Genomic DNA, 14,632 nt, shown 5'->3' on the forward strand with positions numbered 1-14,632 from the left:
CACCTTACCGTATAGAAAAACCTGCCTGTCCAACAGGTGCGATGGACGATGTGCAGCTATACGGCGATGAGATGGTTGGGGCCTGTCGACCGAGCCAAGTTCGATGGCGGCCGCTAGGGCGTATTGGTCATCTCCGAACAGGTGAGTACTGGTTCTGCGTCATCGCCCAATGTCGCGTCATAAAGGCTAGCGTCGGCGCCCTTAGTCCACCAAACCCATTGGCCGGCGGCGTATCGGGCGCCCGAGGCCGCGACGACGGATGCAAAGACGAGAGGCTCCGGTTCCCCCTCTATAGGGACCAGGGCGAGGAAATTCGGCGCGGCGTTGATGTAGGTGACGCTGAAGGGTTCGCCGGCCGAGCAGTCGTACTGCATCACCCGGCGCTCGAAATCGGATTGCGGATTCAACTCGATCTGCAGTGAAGCCTGGGTGGCGAGTGCGGCGGTGGGCGCGAGCATGCTGGCGGTGAGCAGGGCGACGAGGGTGGACTTGATCATCACGATCTCCATTGCAGTTCGGACCATGCTGCCGGCGACCCGCGGCGGAATTGGGTCAGACCGTTTCGGATCAGGCGAGGTAGACAATGAGCAAGGCGCCGATGATGGCAACCACGTCTTCGGTGAGCGCAGCTGGCAAGTCGCGCCCGAAAGCGCGCGCCAGGGTAGCGCGCAGGCTGGCGCCACCCAGCGTGCCGATAACTGCGCCGACCGCCCCGGCAATGCCGCCGGCGATGAGGTAGGTCAGGCTCTCCCCATTGGGTACGACGGCCAGGCAAGCGCCCGCGAATAGACCCGCTAGGATGCGGACGCCGAATTGCGGTGGCGTCTTGCGGCTAGGAGTGCGCGGCAGCTTGTCGTTGACGATCTCGGCTGCAGCAAAGGCAATGAAAAGCCAGAGCGCGATTGGCGCGAGCAGAAAGGCGAATGTCGTGCCTTCCAGATAGATCCAGCCAAGGGCCCCGCCAATGGCAAGCGCCGCGATTGGCGTGACGGCACGAAGGCCGGCGACGATACCAATAAGAATTGCCAGAACGTAGATCATTTGCGGTGCCCCGGTTGACGCTGGGACTCAGCCTGCGTCAGCCGCGCGCGCCTGTCGAGAGGCTAAAGCGTCAACGGGACAGGTCGTTTCCCGTCGATGTCGGCAATGTCGTATTCCTGCGCCAGGGCAGCGGCGACATGGACGCCACCGGACTTGTCCATGAGCGCTGCGTCACGCCAGAGGCCGGCGATGACATGGCCGATGAACTGCGGGGATTCCGAATTGCTCATGTCGAAATACTCGGCGTTGCGCATGACCGCCTCGGTGCGGACGAGGCCGGGGTAGAGCGAAATCGCGGCCACGCCGTGTGGGCGAAGATCGTGTGCGAAGTCGGCGGCCATCTTGTCGGCGGCGGCCTTGGCGATGCCGTAGATGGCGTTGCCGTCATAGCGTTGGGCGGCCCAGAAGGAGATGTTGACGACAAGGCCCGACCGGCGTGCCACCATGCCGGGAGCCACGGCGCGTGCAGAGACAAAGGCCGCTCGTAGAGCGACGTCCATCATGCTCCGCCAGCGCCACATGGGCTGCTCCCAGAACGGTCGGATCCAGGTGAAGTCCTCACCCTCAACCATGTTCTCGTAGCCAGGCCAGGCGTTGTTGACCAGAATGTCAATGGGACCATCAGTAGCGACGGTATCGGCAACCGCGCGCTCAGTTTGCGCATCGTCGGCATGATCGCAGACATGGATGGTCAGCGTGCCAGGTAGGGACGCTGCTTCAACCTGAAGGCCATCGAGGGAGCCCTCGAGCTGGGGATGGACTGCGGCCTGGCTGTCGGTGACGGTGCGCCCGGTGACATGCACCCGGGCTCCTTCCGCCAGCAGGGTCAGCGCAATGCCCCGCCCGATCCCGCGACTGGCGCCCGTGACCAGACAGACCGCGTTGTTGGTATTGCCCATTGCCAGTCCTCCCGACTCGGATGGAACATAGCATGAACACTGCGATTGAACACGAGCCACTGCGCGCCGCGTTGCGTATTCGTACTAAGTTCATTTCCCACACGAAATAAAGCGACATCGGCAGCACTCACGGGGGTGCAAATGGCGGTTGGCGTCGAAAAACTGGAAGAGCTGCTGGAGCGCGGACTTTTCTCCACCATGCGGGCAAGCAATATCGACCTCGGTACCGGGCCGCTCTGCTCGGAATTCCACGCTATCCTGCGTAAATTTCTCAACAGTATCGCGCGGCAATACCAGCCGGAGATCGATAGGCTGCTGCAGCAGGCGGTCACGCGTCACACCGAGACGGACCTGATCTCGTGGGTGGTTGCGGAAATGCGGAATCTGCAGTCGATTGCCTTTCAGAACTTCTACCACCGCATCTGCCACCACGAAAACCTCAATGCGGGTCAGCATCGCGTCGATTGCGTCATCGCGCATTCGCATGCCTACGCCCTATCTCAGGTTTTTCAGGAGGCCGTGGCGCAATGGAAAGAGGGGCATGCGGTACCGCCTTCGTCGCCAAAATACGTGCGAAGGTGGCATAGCCGCGACTGGGCGCCATGGCTGATCGACCTGTTTTTCCCGCATGACGATGATCCTCCCACTGGCCGACACAGGGCAGCCTAGCCGATGCAGGATGGTCACAAGGAAGCGGCCAAGGAGCTGATGGCGACGTTTCGGCTGCTGGTCGCGACATCCATCTCGTTTTTCGTGCTGTTCTTCAGCCTGCACACACAGGGCTTGCTGAGGCCAACCAACCCGGACCTTTTCAATGTCGGCTTGATATGCGCGCTGGCCTCGTCATTCCTGTCGGCGTGGCTCTTCCTGGTCGTGGTGGGCATGCTGCATCGCGAGGCGGACGGCATTGCTTACCGGCCTTCGGTGCGGGTGCTGGGCGGGGGTGCACTGCTGGCCTTTGTCGCCGCCATCGCATGCCTGGTGGCAGGCCAGTGGCCGGACGCCGGAACGACGTCGAGCCCTGCCGACGTGGCGTTTGCCAGCCCTGCCAACTAGCTAGAACAGGAAGTAGCGCTGGGCCATGGGCAGGACGGTGGCGGGTTCGCAAGTGAGCAATTCGCCGTCGGCATGGACCTCGTAGGTTTCGGGGTCGACCGAAATGTCCGGTGTCGCCGAATTGTGGACCATCGCATGTTTACCGATACCGCCACGGGTATTGGTGACGGGGAGCAACTGCTTGGCAACGCCCAGCTTGTCGCGCAGGCCATCGTCATAGGCGGCCTGCGAGACGAACGTCACCGAGGAATTGGTGAGCAGCTTGCCGAAGCTGGCAAACATGGGCCGATAATGCATCGGCTGCGGGGTGGGGATCGACGCATTGGGATCGCCCATCGGTGCGGCGGCAATAGAGCCGCCCAGTAGCACCAGTTCGGGCTTCACGCCGAAGAAGGCGGGGTTCCACAGCACCAGGTCGGCGCGCTTGCCGACCGCTATGGAGCCAATGTGCTGGCTCATGCCGTGCGCGATGGCCGGATTGATGGTGTATTTGGCGATGTAGCGCTTGACGCGGAAATTGTCGTTGTCGCCGGTCTCTTCGGCGAGCTTGCCGCGCTGGCGCTTCATCTTGTCTGCGGTCTGCCAGCACCGGATCAGCACTTCGCCGACACGGCCCATGGCCTGGCTGTCGGACGAGATGACCGAGAGCGCGCCCATGTCATGCAGAATGTCTTCGGCAGCAATGGTCTCCTTGCGGATGCGCGACTCCGCGAATGCGACATCTTCGGGGATGGACGGCGACAGGTGGTGGCACACCATGAGCATGTCGAGATGCTCGGCAATGGTGTTCACCGTGTATGGACGCGTCGGGTTGGTCGAGGAGGGAATTACATTGGGGAGACCCGCGACCATGAGGATATCGGGGGCATGGCCGCCGCCGGCGCCTTCGGTGTGGAACGCATGGATAGTGCGGCCCTTGAACGCGCCGATGGTGTCCTCGACGAAGCCGGACTCATTGAGCGTGTCGGTGTGGATCATCACCTGGACGTCGTAGTCATCGGCAACCGACAGACAGTTGTCGATAGTGGCGGGTGTGGTCCCCCAGTCCTCGTGCAGCTTGAGGCAGGATGCGCCGGCCAGGATCATTTCGGCCAGCGGCGCGGGACGGCTGGCATTGCCCTTGCCGGCCAGCGCCAGGTTCATCGGGAATCCGTCGAAGCTCTCGATCATGCGCTGGATGTGCCAGGCGCCGGTGCAGGTGGTGGCGAGGGTGCCATGCGCCGGACCCGTGCCGCCACCGAGCATGGTGGTGACGCCGCTCATCAGAGCCTCCTCGATCTGCTGGGGCGCGATGAAATGGATATGTGCATCCATGGCGCCGGCGGTAAGGATACGGCCTTCGCCCGCAATGACTTCGGTAGAGGGGCCGATGATGATGGTTACGCCCGGCTGCGTGTCGGGATTGCCGGCCTTGCCGATCGAATGGATGCGGCCATCCTTGAGGCCCACATCGGCCTTGTAGATGCCCGATACGTCCACCACGAGCGCGTTGGTGATGACCGTATCTACGGCACCCTCGGCCCGGGTACGCTGCGACTGTCCCATGCCGTCGCGGATGACCTTGCCACCGCCGAACTTCACCTCTTCGCCATAGATGGTGAAGTCCTTCTCGACCTCGATGAAGAGCTCCGTATCGGCCAGCCGGACACGATCGCCGGTGGTGGGCCCATACATGTCGGCATAGGTGGCGCGGGAAATGCGAGCGGGCATGGGGCCTCCGGTTAGTTGACTGGCGCAGGCCCATTCGGGGCATGCTTGCGATAATTGGCGAGGGCCGTGACGATAAGGTCGTCCAACAGGTCCCGGGCGGCTTGGATCTTCGGGTCTTCAGCGCCGATGGCGGCGATGGACAGACCCAGGGCCTGCAGGGCGTAGCCTTGCTTGTCCTGCCCCTTGGCCACGGCGGTCCGCCCTTCGGCATCGATCTGGGCGAGCAGGCCTACGGTTTCGACGGTGCTCAGCTTCGGTTTCAGGGCCGGCCATTCGGTCTCCTGGCCGGTCTTGCAGATCCAGTCTGCTCCGGCGCCGAGATAGAACATCGCTTCGCCATCCTGGGTGCCGCGTTCATGCAAATCGCGCAGGACCTCGGTGAGATTGTTGAGCAGGGCGGCTTCAGCCTGGGAATTCATGGTTGTTCCAATGTGCAGAGTTTCGGTTGCGCACCGTTTGCACTGTCTGCCTGTGTCTAGTCCAGAGCGCCCATGACCTGTTGCCGGAAGCCGTAGACGACCCGGTCGCCACCAAGCGGGATCAAACGAACTTCGCGCGCCTGGCCGGGCTCGAAGCGAACCGCCGTGCCGGCAGCAATATCGAGCCGCATGCCCCGAGCCTTTTCGCGGTCGAAGCTCAGCCCGGCATTGGTCTCGAAGAAGTGGTAATGCGATCCGACCTGGATGGGGCGGTCCCCGGTATTGGCGACCTCCAGCACGATTTGCGGCGCGCCGACATTGAGCTCGATTTCACCGGATTTGGGGATGATTTCGCCTGGGATCATGAGAACTACCGGATGGGTTGGTGGACGGTGACGAGTTTGGTGCCGTCCGGGAACGTTGCCTCGACCTGCACGTCGTGGATCATCTCGGCGATACCCTCCATCACCTGGGCACGGCTCACCACATGGGCTCCGGCCTCCATCAATTCGGCCACCGGCCGGCCGTCGCGGGCGCCTTCCACCACGAAATCGGTGATCAGGGCGATGGCCTCGGGATGGTTCAGCTTGACCCCGCGCTCAAGGCGCTTGCGGGCGACAATGGCAGCCATGGCGATAAGCAGTTTGTCTTTTTCACGCGGGGTGAGATTCATGGTCGGGTCCTAGAGATGCCAGAGGCGGGGCAGCGAACCGGCCCCAGAAAGTTCGGATAGAATTGGGACGATCAGCCGCCGCAAGGCAAGTCCGCTCTGGGCCAGGACGCGGACCACCAGGCGCTCGCCGTTGGCACTGGCCGCAATACGGCTGTCGCCGGGGAGGACGGCGCGCAGCCGGGCGAGGGTGGCTGCGCATTGATCGGCAGATGGCGCGACATGCAGCACCGAGGCGAAGGCACGACGGCCGGCCAGCAGGGAAAGGCCATTGCGCTCGGCGAGCGTGCCGTCCAGTCGTGTGGCTTCGGCATGGATCAAGCGGCCGTTGCGGCGGATGCGCCAGTTGTCGCGCAGGCGAGCATCCAGTGCCATCTCGCCCATGGCGTCCCGTCCCAAGAGAACAGCTTCGATCGCGGTGAGGCTGGCTGCCTCAGCCAAATCTATCTCGATGCGGCGATCGAGTTGGCTGGCGGCGAAGAGAATTGTTTCCTGGGGCAGCCAATCCAGATGTGCGCCTGCACCGACGCTGAGGCGGGTTTCGACGCGTGCCGGTCCGCCAATGGAGCGATAGATGCGCTCGCATGCCTGCGTGGTCAGGACCATGCGGCCTCCGGCAGCCAGCTCGGCTGACCACTGCATGTGGTCGCCGCCGGTCAGTCCGCCCGCGGTGTTGATGAGGACGGCTTCAAGCGCGCGGCTGTGGGTATTGGGCAAGCGGATCTTGGAGCAGCCGTCCTGATAAAGGGTAGCCAGGCGCGTGACGCCGTCGCGTTGCTGTGTGCCGATACGTCCATGGCCGCGTGCGCGCTGCAAGTCCTGCATTGGAGCATGACTTGCTGTTTTCGCGAGATTTTCGGCAACGATTGTCAAGGCTCGGCGTTTCCTATGCGAGCAGGCGCTCATTCATTGAGACATTATAGAAGGCTGTTAAAATGCACATCAAAACCATTGTTTCTGCTGTCGCCCTTTCTGCTGCCGTGACCTTTGGTGGCGTGGCTTATGCCCAGGACGCCGCCCTTCCCACTATGATCGGCGAGCAGCAGCTCACCGCCGCCGACGCCCAGCGCGTCAAGACCTATTGCGAAGACCTGCAGAAGGCCGACACCCAGGCCGCAGATGCCGCTGCCTCTGACGCCGACAGCGACGCCAACACTGCCATGACCAGTGAGGAGTCCGAAGGCGAGGAAGGCGATGCCGCCGCAGCCGGCTCGGTCGACATGGATCTGATCACCGTCGAGGCTTGCACGGAAGCTGGCTTCATCACGGCTCCTTAATCGGATATTTCGGTATCAGTGAACGCCCGGCATTTGCCGGGCGTTTTGCGTTTAGACCATAAGATGACGCCTGACTTCCGGCAGGTCGAGGTCGCTCGCCGGACCCGAATGGCGGATTTCCCCTCGATCCATCACATAAATGTCGTCCGCAATTTCTCGGCAGAAGTCGAGGAACTGTTCGACCAGCAGGATAGTCATACCCTTCTCGTCCCGCAGGAACTGCAGCGCGCGGCCGATGTCCTTGATGATGGAAGGCTGAATGCCCTCGGTGGGCTCATCGAGCACCAAAACCTTGGGTCGGGTGACCAGGGCACGCCCAATGGCGAGCTGTTGCTGCTGGCCACCCGAGAGGTCACCACCGCGCCGGCCCAGCATGGACTTGAGCACGGGGAATAGCTCGAAGATGTAGGGCGGAATGTTCTTTTCCGCACGCGCCAGGCCGGCATACCCGGTTTCGAGATTCTCCTTGACCGTCAGCAGCGGAAAGATTTCCCGGCCTTGCGGCACATAGCCAATACCCATTCGCGCACGCTTATAAGGCGGCGACTTTCGCAGAACCTCGTCGCCAAAGGTAATATCGCCAGCGGTGATATTGTTGATCCCGGTTATGGCGCGCAGGGTAGAGGACTTGCCGACACCGTTGCGACCGAGCACGGCGGTGATGCGTCCCGGCTGGCACGTGATCGAGATGGACTTGAGCGCCTGGGCGGCGCCGTAATGCAGGTCGATAGCGTTGATGGAAAGGGCGGTGCTCATCGTCCCAGATACCTTTCGATGACGACCGGATTGGCGCTGACCTGATCCAGCGAGCCCTCGGCGAGCACTGAACCCTCGGCGAGGCAGGTGACGCGGGAGCCCAGTTCACGGACAAAGCTCATGTCGTGCTCGACCACCACTACGGAGCGAGTCCTGGCAATGTCCTTGAGCAGCTTGGCTGTTTCGACGGTTTCGGCATCTGTCATGCCGGCGACGGGCTCGTCGACCAGAAGAAGTTTGGGGTCCTGCGCCAGGAGCATGCCAATCTCAAGCCATTGCTTCTGGCCATGGCTCAGGTTGGCGGCGAAATCGTCCTTGCGATCGAGCAGACGCACGGTTTCGAGGATTTCGGTGATGCGGGCGATGTCTTCGTCACTGGCGGTGTAGAACAGCGCAGCAAAGACGCCGCGCGGCTTTTTCAGCGCCATTTCGATATTGTTCCACACGGTGTGGGACTCAAACACCGTGGGCTTCTGGAACTTGCGGCCGATGCCCAGATTGGCGATTGCGGCTTCGTCCAGCCTGGTGAGATCGGTACGGCCGTCGAACAGTACCTGTCCATCATCGGGGCGGGTCTTGCCGGTAATGATGTCCATCATGGTGGTTTTGCCGGCGCCGTTGGGGCCGATGATGGCCAGCATTTCGGCCGGATGGACAATGATGGAGAGGTTGTTGATGGCTTTGAAACCGTCGAAGGCGACGGAGACGCCATCGAGGTAGAGCATCGTGCCCAGCTTTTCCTTGGCTTCGGACATGCGTCTTACTCCGCCGGCTTGGGTTGAGGATCGACGCCGGCCTCGATTTCCTGGGCCGAGGGGGAAAGCTGCTCCCGCTTGGTCGTTGCCGCGCGGTATTGGCCGATAAGGCCGACAATGCCCTTGGGCAGGAAGAGGGTTGTGACCACGAACAGCGCGCCGAGGGCGAAGAGCCAGTATTCGGGGAAGGCACCGGTGAAGTAGGATTTGCCAACGTTCACGAGGATGCCGCCGATGATCGGGCCGATGATCGTGCCGCGGCCGCCGACGGCAGTCCAGATGACCACTTCGATGGAATTGGCCGGATCGAATTCCGACGGGTTGATGATACCGACCTGAGGCACGTAGAGGGCCCCGGCAATGCCCGCGATGATGGCTGAGACGACGAAAGCAAAGAGCTTCACATATTCGACGCGGTAGCCGATGAAGCGCGTGCGGCTTTCGGCATCGCGGACGGCAACCATAACCTTGCCGAGCTTGGAATTGACGATCATCGAGCAGGCGAGCACCGCCAAGGCCAAGGCGATCGCCGAGGCGGCGAAGAGTGTGGCGCGGGTGCTCGGCGCCGAGATCGACTGGCCCAGAATGTCCTTGAAGTCAGTCAGGCCGTTATTGCCACCAAAGCCCATGTCGTTGCGGAAGAAAGCCAGCAGCAGGGCGTAGGTCATGGCCTGGGTGATGATGGAGAGGTAAACGCCAGTGACGCGGCTTCGGAACGCGAGGAAGCCGAAGACGAAGGCAAGGAGACCCGGGACGACCACCACGGCGATCATGGCGATCCAGAAATTGTCCATGCCGTACCAGTACCAAGGCAGTTCCTTCCAGTTCAGGAACACCATGAAGTCGGGTAGGATCGGATTGGCGTAGACCCCGCGCGTACCGATCTGGCGCATGAGGTACATGCCCATCGCGTAGCCGCCGATGGCGAAGAATGCACCATGGCCGAGCGAGAGAATGCCGCAATAGCCCCAGACCAGGTCGAGCGCCAGCGCGAGCATGGCGTAGGTCAGGTATTTGCCGAAGAGGGGCACGGCGTAGTTCGGCAGGCGGACCGGATTGCCTTCGGGCAGCAACAGGTTCGATGCCGGCACGAGGATGGCGACGGCCAACAGGATGGCGACGATCCAGATGGCCTTGCGGTCGAGGGCGCGGAACAGGGCTTGCGTAATCATGCTTCGATCGAGCGTCCCTTGAGCGCGAAGAGGCCGCGCGGGCGGCGCTGGATGAAGAGGATGATAAGGACGAGAATGATGATCTTGCCCAGCACGGCACCGGCATAGGGTTCGATGAACTTGTTGGCGATGCCCAGGGACATGGCGCCGACCAGGGTGCCCCAGAGATTGCCGACACCGCCAAACACAACGACCATGAAGCTATCGATGATGTAGCCCTGGCCGAGATTGGGCGAAACATTGCCGATCTGGCTGAGCGCCACGCCAGCCAGGCCAGCGATGCCGGAGCCCAGGCCGAAAGTCATGGCGTCGACCAGTGGAGTGCGGATGCCCATGGCCGATGCCATTCGGCGGTTCTGCGTGACGGCGCGCATATGCAGGCCAATGGCCGTGTACTTGAGCACAGCCAGCAATGCGACGAAGACGACCAGGGCAAAGATGACGATGTAGAAGCGGTTCCAGGTGATGGCCAGGCCGCCGAGATCGAAGGAACCCGACATCCAGGATGGGTTGCCGACCTCGCGGATATTGGCGGTGAAGATGCGCTGGATCGCCTGCTGGATGATGAGCGAGAGGCCCCAGGTGGCAAGCAGGGTCTCCAGCGGGCGCCCGTAGAGGAAGCGGATGATACCGCGTTCGATGATCACGCCGACCATGCCAGTGAAGAGAAAGGCCAAGGGAAGGGCGATGGCCAGCGACCAGTCGAACAGTTCGGGCGCGTTCTGGCGGATGATCTCCTGGACCACGAAGGTTGTGTAGGCGCCGAGCATGACCATCTCGCCATGCGCCATGTTGATGACGCCCATCACGCCGAAGGTGATGGCAAGGCCAATTGCTGCCAGCAGCAGAACCGAGCCCAGCGAGACGCCGAACCAGACATTCTGCGCGATGTCCCAGACGGCGCGGTCGCGAGCGAGGCCGTCGATGGCGGACTGGATGGTCGGCTTGAGGTCTTCGGGAGCCGAAGCAAGCGCGGTGGTGAGCGTGTTGAGCGCGTCACGACCGCCGATCGCCTGGACAACTGGCACGGCGGCCGTCTTGTCCTCGATCGAAGCGTCGGGCGACTTGAGCATGATGACGGCGCGCGCCTGTTCCATCACGCGCTTGATGGTGGCGTCCGTCTCGGCCGATATAGCGCTGTCTAGTAGCTCGAGCTGCGCAGGATCGGCATCGCGGAGCACCGATTGGGCGGCCGCCAGGCGCACGCGTCCATCGTCGCTGAGCAGGGTCATCTGACCGATAGCGGTGCGGAGGACGCGACGCAGGCCGTTGTTGACCTTGACCTTGTCGCGGTCGCCATCGGCAAGCTCGGGGAGTTCGGCAGCCGTCACCGGATCTGTCGCGGCGCCTTTACCACTGGAAGCCGACGTGAAAATGACCTTGCCGGTGGCTTCGTCGACATAAAGCTCGCCTTCGAGCAGGACTTCGAGGATCGGCACGACGCGCTGGTCGCCCGTCGCGACAAGCGCACCGATAGCGGTTTCGCGATCCTTGTAGTTGCCGGGGGCAAGGGCATCGACAAGCTGCGTCAATTCAGCATCGGCGATTTGGGCGTAGGCGGGCAGGGCGGCCACAGAAAGCCCAAGAAACATCATCAGCGCAGCGACTTGGCGGAGAAATTTCATGGTGGCCCCGATCGGATCGTAAACTCAGTGTCATTCCGGCGAAGGCCGGAATCCAGGTCCGCAGCTCGTCGCAACACCCAGCGTGAAGGTCATTCTCCGCATGGATCCCGGCCTTCGCCGGGATGACATCGTGGGTTGCGCGAGTGACGAGGGCGGAATGCGCCGCCCTCGTCGAATTCATCGCGGGGCGTCAGGTACCCGAGCCGCCGCAGGTCTTGGTTTCGGTATTGTAGTTGCCGCAATTGATCGGGGCGGTCCAATCGGCCTCGAGCATCTTGGATTCGGGCAGGAAGTCGGTCCAGGCGTCGCCGGGCACTTCTTCTTCGGTTTCCCACACGACGTCGAACTGGCCGTCAGCCTGGATTTCACCGATCAGCACCGGCTTGGTGATGTGATGGTTCGGGAGCATCTTGGCGACGCCGCCGGTCAGGTTGGGGGTTTCGAGGCCGATGATGGCGTCGAGCACGGCATCGGTATCGGTGGTGCCGGCCTTCTCAACGGCCTGGACCCAGAGGTTGAAGCCGATGACGGTGGCTTCCATCGGGTCGTTGGTGACCTTTTCCGGGTTGTTCATGAAGGTCTGCCAGGCAGAGATGAATTCCTCGTTGGCGGGGACATCGACGGACTGGAAGTAGTTCCAGGCGGCCAGGTGGCCGACGAGCGGGGTGGTATCGAAGCCGGCGAGTTCTTCTTCACCGACCGAGAAGGCGACGACCGGGATGTCCTCGGCCTTGATGCCCTGGTTGGCGAGCTCCTTATAGAACGGCACGTTGGCGTCGCCGTTGATGGTCGAGACCACGGCAGTCTTCTTGCCGGTCGAGCCGAAGGTTTTGATGTCGGAGACGATGGTCTGCCAATCGGAGTGACCGAACGGCGTGTAGTTGATCATGATGTCTTCTTTGGCCACGCCCTTGTCCATGAGGTATTGCTCAAGGATCTTGTTGGTGGTCTGCGGATAGACGTAGTCGGTGCCGGCCAGGACCCAGCGCTCGACGCCTTCTTCGTTCATCAGGTAGTCGACGGCGGGGATGGCCTGCTGGTTGGGAGCCGCACCGGTGTAGAACACGTTGCGCTGGGACTCTTCGCCTTCGTACTGCACGGGGTAGAAGAGGATGGAATTCAGTTCCTCAAAGACCGGCAGAACCGACTTGCGCGAGGACGACGTCCAGCAGCCGAAGACAGCGGCGACACCGTTCACTTCAATCAGTTCGCGCGCCTTTTCGGCAAAGAGCGGCCAGTCGGAGGCCGGGTCGACGACGACGGCTTCAAGCTGCTTGCCGAGGAGGCCGCCCTTCTTGTTCTGCTCGTCGATCAGGAACAGCATCGTGTCCTTGAGCGTCGTTTCGGAAATAGCCATCGTGCCCGACAGCGAATGCAGGACGCCGACCTTGATGGTCTCGTCCTGGGCGACTGCCGGAATAGCAACCGCGCTCATAGTCATAGCCACGCCCAGCCCCAGCCCCGCAAATGCGCGGTTTACTACTGTCATGTTTACCTCCGACAGATGTTTGTTTGCACCGCCGGAATAATTGCAAAGGCCGTGCCACGCCTTGGCGGGCTGCGCTAACATATTGATTCAGCTGGACATCACTTGTTCGGCGCGATCCGGCCACGGAAGCGGACGACGTTAACCTTGCATTAAGTGCCTGTTTTCTAGGCGTCGCATTTTACGTATGGTCAATTTGTAGGCAGTGCGCTGCTGGCGTCAAATGAACTGCTCGAAAATCGGGCGGCGGGGTGACCTGCACGCTGCTATCGGGTAATCTTGCTCCACCGAAGTTCGACTTCGGCAGAGGTCGTTTGCACCAACAACCTCGGCCCCGCGCCTCCGGGCGTGGGGCTTACCCAGAGGCCGTCCCGCCACTTTTCAGGTTGTCGATCACAGATCGTATTCGTGGGAACCCTTGATGCCCGACGTCGTTGATGGAGCAAGCCGGCAGCCCAAGGGCCCGGGAAAGTTTGGTGCCGGAGTATTGGCACCAGCGATCGGCGGACTGCCGCAGAGGCTGACGCTCCTCTGTGGTGTCTCCGGTGGGGGCGCGAAACTTCGGTTTCGCGCCCTTTTTACTTCGAGCAAAGGCGTCATTGAAAATGCTTGCGCTAGCCTGTGTCCATGCCGCACTACCGAACAGAGTTCGGTGACGGAGTGTTTCGGGGCAATGACATTGCAAGTGGACCCGATCGACCGCAAGCTCTTGCGCTTGCTCCAGACAGACAGTCGCAAGAGCGTTCAGGAACTCGGAGACCTGGTAGGGCTATCCGCTTCTGCATGTCATCGGCGGCTGAAGGCGCTTGAAGAGCGTGGCCTCATCGAAGGGTACAGGGCAATTCTCAGTGCCGAGCGACTAGGCTACTCGATGCAGTTTTTCATCGAGGTGGGGCTGACCAGCCAGAGCGAGACGGCGCTGGAAGCCTTCGAGGCTGCCGTCCAGGATATTCCCGAGGTCCTCGAATGCCATCTCATGGCAGGACAATCGGACTACATCCTGCGCGTGGTATGTCAGGATCATGACGACTTCGAGCGTCTGCATCGCCGGCTGAGCGCGCGGCTGCCGGGCGTGGCGCGCATCCATTCCAATATGAGCATCCGGACCGTGAAGGTGCGGACGGGGCTTCCGATCTAGAGGCCGACCGTCAGGTTCAGGCGATCCAGCACGGCGTGATCGGCGGGCTCGACCATGCCAACCAGGAAGCGGGTGACCACACGGCGTGAATCGGGGGGAAGGGCAGCAATTGCCGCCTGGATGCGGCTTGATTGCGTGGCTGACAAGGTGGCAAAAAACTGCCGGCCCTTGTCGGTCGCATACAACAGACGCTGTCGGCGGTCTGCGTGGCCGGTCTTCTGTTCGATATAGCCATTGTCGATCAACTGGCGCAGGACGCGAGCCAGGCTCTGCTTGGTGATCTTGAGGATATCGAGGAGGTCGGCCACTGGCATGCCGGGGCGGAGGTTGACGAAATAAAGCACGCGGTGATGCGCCCGGCCGAAGCCCTGGCGCTCGAGCAGCGCATCGGCATCGCCGGTGAAATCGCGATAGGCGAAGAAGAACAGGCCCATGATGTCGAGGGGCAGCGCCTCACCGCCGGGCGGGGCGGAATTTATGTCAGCTATGTTGACATTTTTTTGGGTAACTGCCATTGTCTTTCCATCAGGACGCCGTCACGTCTTATCCTCCAGCCTTTGTGGTTTGCCAAGGCCTTGGGCCTGAGGCATGATCGGCGCCAAACCGCGACCGCAGCAGCAGCGGCGCA

At 61.9% G+C, this 14,632-nt stretch carries 18 protein-coding genes; 4 read left to right on the plus strand and 14 right to left on the minus strand.

From position 1 onward, the window contains the following. Window positions 1–113: 113 nt before the first annotated feature. The 3 genes from JI749_RS08280 to JI749_RS08290 form a co-directional block, all read right to left on the minus strand. The gene (locus JI749_RS08280) at window positions 114–497 is read right to left on the minus strand and encodes an MliC family protein (RefSeq protein WP_201662116.1); all 384 of its coding nucleotides are present in this window, start codon (window positions 495–497) and stop codon (window positions 114–116) included. Window positions 498–567: 70 nt separating this feature from the next. After that, window positions 568–1,041: a DUF4126 family protein gene (locus JI749_RS08285; protein WP_201662119.1), complete on the minus strand. Its 474-nt coding sequence runs from the start codon at window positions 1,039–1,041 to the stop codon at window positions 568–570. Between the two features lie 62 nt (window positions 1,042–1,103). Beyond that, a complete protein-coding gene (locus JI749_RS08290; protein WP_201662122.1) occupies window positions 1,104–1,940 on the minus strand; it encodes an SDR family NAD(P)-dependent oxidoreductase in 837 nt (278 codons plus the stop codon). 141 nt (window positions 1,941–2,081) lie between these two features. Here JI749_RS08290 and JI749_RS08295 point away from each other — a divergent pair, with 141 nt between their 5' ends. Next, a complete protein-coding gene (locus tag JI749_RS08295; RefSeq protein ID WP_201662124.1) occupies window positions 2,082–2,609 on the plus strand; it encodes a hypothetical protein in 528 nt (175 codons plus the stop codon). Between the two features lie 3 nt (window positions 2,610–2,612). Further along, window positions 2,613–2,996 carry a hypothetical protein gene (locus JI749_RS08300; protein WP_201662125.1) on the plus strand — a complete coding sequence of 128 codons (384 nt, stop codon included), beginning with the start codon at window positions 2,613–2,615 and terminating at the stop codon, window positions 2,994–2,996. On the opposite strand, the gene ureC is transcribed toward JI749_RS08300, so the two are convergent. From ureC to JI749_RS08325, 5 genes are read right to left on the minus strand one after another with little or no spacing between them, the layout of a single operon-like run. After that, window positions 2,997–4,706, minus strand: coding sequence for an urease subunit alpha (ureC, locus tag JI749_RS08305; RefSeq protein WP_201662126.1), 1,710 nt, complete (start codon window positions 4,704–4,706; stop codon window positions 2,997–2,999). Between the two features lie 11 nt (window positions 4,707–4,717). Continuing rightward, window positions 4,718–5,125 carry a hypothetical protein gene (locus JI749_RS08310; protein WP_201662127.1) on the minus strand — a complete coding sequence of 136 codons (408 nt, stop codon included), beginning with the start codon at window positions 5,123–5,125 and terminating at the stop codon, window positions 4,718–4,720. Between the two features lie 56 nt (window positions 5,126–5,181). Next, entirely contained in the window at window positions 5,182–5,490 is a 309-nt protein-coding gene (locus JI749_RS08315) for an urease subunit beta (RefSeq protein ID WP_201662134.1), read from the minus strand. Window positions 5,491–5,495: 5 nt separating this feature from the next. Continuing rightward, window positions 5,496–5,798, minus strand: coding sequence for an urease subunit gamma (locus tag JI749_RS08320; protein ID WP_140777694.1), 303 nt, complete (start codon window positions 5,796–5,798; stop codon window positions 5,496–5,498). 9 nt (window positions 5,799–5,807) lie between these two features. Then, window positions 5,808–6,668, minus strand: a complete 861-nt coding sequence (locus tag JI749_RS08325; protein WP_233280902.1) for an urease accessory protein UreD — start codon at window positions 6,666–6,668, stop codon at window positions 5,808–5,810. Window positions 6,669–6,730: 62 nt separating this feature from the next. Here JI749_RS08325 and JI749_RS08330 point away from each other — a divergent pair, with 62 nt between their 5' ends. Further along, the gene (locus tag JI749_RS08330; RefSeq protein WP_201662139.1) at window positions 6,731–7,072 is read left to right on the plus strand and encodes a hypothetical protein; all 342 of its coding nucleotides are present in this window, start codon (window positions 6,731–6,733) and stop codon (window positions 7,070–7,072) included. Window positions 7,073–7,123: 51 nt separating this feature from the next. Here JI749_RS08330 and urtE read toward each other — a convergent pair whose 3' ends face one another. The 5 genes from urtE to urtA all read right to left on the minus strand — a co-directional run bounded on the left by urtE (window position 7,124) and on the right by urtA (window position 12,821). Continuing rightward, complete coding sequence (gene urtE, locus JI749_RS08335; protein WP_201662142.1) at window positions 7,124–7,828, minus strand: urea ABC transporter ATP-binding subunit UrtE; 705 nt, start codon at window positions 7,826–7,828, stop codon at window positions 7,124–7,126. Then, entirely contained in the window at window positions 7,825–8,583 is a 759-nt protein-coding gene (urtD, locus tag JI749_RS08340) for an urea ABC transporter ATP-binding protein UrtD (protein ID WP_201662145.1), read from the minus strand. The genes urtE and urtD overlap by 4 nt, the downstream gene beginning before the upstream one ends. A 5-nt stretch (window positions 8,584–8,588) precedes the next feature. Continuing rightward, complete coding sequence (gene urtC / locus JI749_RS08345) at window positions 8,589–9,755, minus strand: urea ABC transporter permease subunit UrtC (RefSeq protein WP_201662148.1); 1,167 nt, start codon at window positions 9,753–9,755, stop codon at window positions 8,589–8,591. Then, window positions 9,752–11,380, minus strand: a complete 1,629-nt coding sequence (gene urtB, locus JI749_RS08350) for an urea ABC transporter permease subunit UrtB (protein WP_201662151.1) — start codon at window positions 11,378–11,380, stop codon at window positions 9,752–9,754. Before urtB ends, urtC begins: the two co-directional genes overlap by 4 nt. A 190-nt stretch (window positions 11,381–11,570) precedes the next feature. Beyond that, window positions 11,571–12,821: an urea ABC transporter substrate-binding protein gene (urtA, locus tag JI749_RS08355; protein WP_201662685.1), complete on the minus strand. Its 1,251-nt coding sequence runs from the start codon at window positions 12,819–12,821 to the stop codon at window positions 11,571–11,573. Between the two features lie 466 nt (window positions 12,822–13,287). Here urtA and JI749_RS17430 point away from each other — a divergent pair, with 466 nt between their 5' ends. Beyond that, window positions 13,288–14,004 (plus strand): Lrp/AsnC family transcriptional regulator, encoded by a 717-nt coding sequence (locus JI749_RS17430; protein WP_233280903.1) that lies wholly within the window; start codon window positions 13,288–13,290, stop codon window positions 14,002–14,004. Here JI749_RS17430 and JI749_RS08365 read toward each other — a convergent pair. Then, window positions 14,001–14,519, minus strand: a complete 519-nt coding sequence (locus JI749_RS08365; RefSeq protein ID WP_201662154.1) for a MarR family winged helix-turn-helix transcriptional regulator — start codon at window positions 14,517–14,519, stop codon at window positions 14,001–14,003. The genes JI749_RS17430 and JI749_RS08365 overlap by 4 nt on opposite strands. Window positions 14,520–14,632: the final 113 nt, after the last annotated feature.

The sequence above is a fragment of the Devosia oryziradicis genome (assembly GCF_016698645.1).
GTDB lineage: Bacteria > Pseudomonadota > Alphaproteobacteria > Rhizobiales > Devosiaceae > Devosia > Devosia oryziradicis.

Excerpts from the sequence above, each read along its gene's own strand:
- JI749_RS08280 (WP_201662116.1), bottom strand. The coding sequence starts at position 497 with ATGATCAAGTCCACCCTCGTCGCCCTGCTCACCGCCAGCATGCTCGCG.
- JI749_RS08285 (WP_201662119.1), bottom strand. The coding sequence starts at position 1,041 with ATGATCTACGTTCTGGCAATTCTTATTGGTATCGTCGCCGGCCTTCGT.
- JI749_RS08290 (WP_201662122.1), bottom strand. The coding sequence starts at position 1,940 with ATGGGCAATACCAACAACGCGGTCTGTCTGGTCACGGGCGCCAGTCGC.
- JI749_RS08295 (WP_201662124.1), top strand. The coding sequence starts at position 2,082 with ATGGCGGTTGGCGTCGAAAAACTGGAAGAGCTGCTGGAGCGCGGACTT.
- JI749_RS08300 (WP_201662125.1), top strand. The coding sequence starts at position 2,613 with ATGCAGGATGGTCACAAGGAAGCGGCCAAGGAGCTGATGGCGACGTTT.
- ureC (WP_201662126.1), bottom strand. The coding sequence starts at position 4,706 with ATGCCCGCTCGCATTTCCCGCGCCACCTATGCCGACATGTATGGGCCC.
- JI749_RS08310 (WP_201662127.1), bottom strand. The coding sequence starts at position 5,125 with ATGAATTCCCAGGCTGAAGCCGCCCTGCTCAACAATCTCACCGAGGTC.
- JI749_RS08315 (WP_201662134.1), bottom strand. The coding sequence starts at position 5,490 with ATGATCCCAGGCGAAATCATCCCCAAATCCGGTGAAATCGAGCTCAAT.
- JI749_RS08320 (WP_140777694.1), bottom strand. The coding sequence starts at position 5,798 with ATGAATCTCACCCCGCGTGAAAAAGACAAACTGCTTATCGCCATGGCT.
- JI749_RS08330 (WP_201662139.1), top strand. The coding sequence starts at position 6,731 with ATGCACATCAAAACCATTGTTTCTGCTGTCGCCCTTTCTGCTGCCGTG.
- urtE (WP_201662142.1), bottom strand. The coding sequence starts at position 7,828 with ATGAGCACCGCCCTTTCCATCAACGCTATCGACCTGCATTACGGCGCC.
- urtD (WP_201662145.1), bottom strand. The coding sequence starts at position 8,583 with ATGTCCGAAGCCAAGGAAAAGCTGGGCACGATGCTCTACCTCGATGGC.
- urtC (WP_201662148.1), bottom strand. The coding sequence starts at position 9,755 with ATGATTACGCAAGCCCTGTTCCGCGCCCTCGACCGCAAGGCCATCTGG.
- urtB (WP_201662151.1), bottom strand. The coding sequence starts at position 11,380 with ATGAAATTTCTCCGCCAAGTCGCTGCGCTGATGATGTTTCTTGGGCTT.
- urtA (WP_201662685.1), bottom strand. The coding sequence starts at position 12,821 with ATGACTATGAGCGCGGTTGCTATTCCGGCAGTCGCCCAGGACGAGACC.
- JI749_RS17430 (WP_233280903.1), top strand. The coding sequence starts at position 13,288 with ATGCCCGACGTCGTTGATGGAGCAAGCCGGCAGCCCAAGGGCCCGGGA.
- JI749_RS08365 (WP_201662154.1), bottom strand. The coding sequence starts at position 14,519 with ATGGCAGTTACCCAAAAAAATGTCAACATAGCTGACATAAATTCCGCC.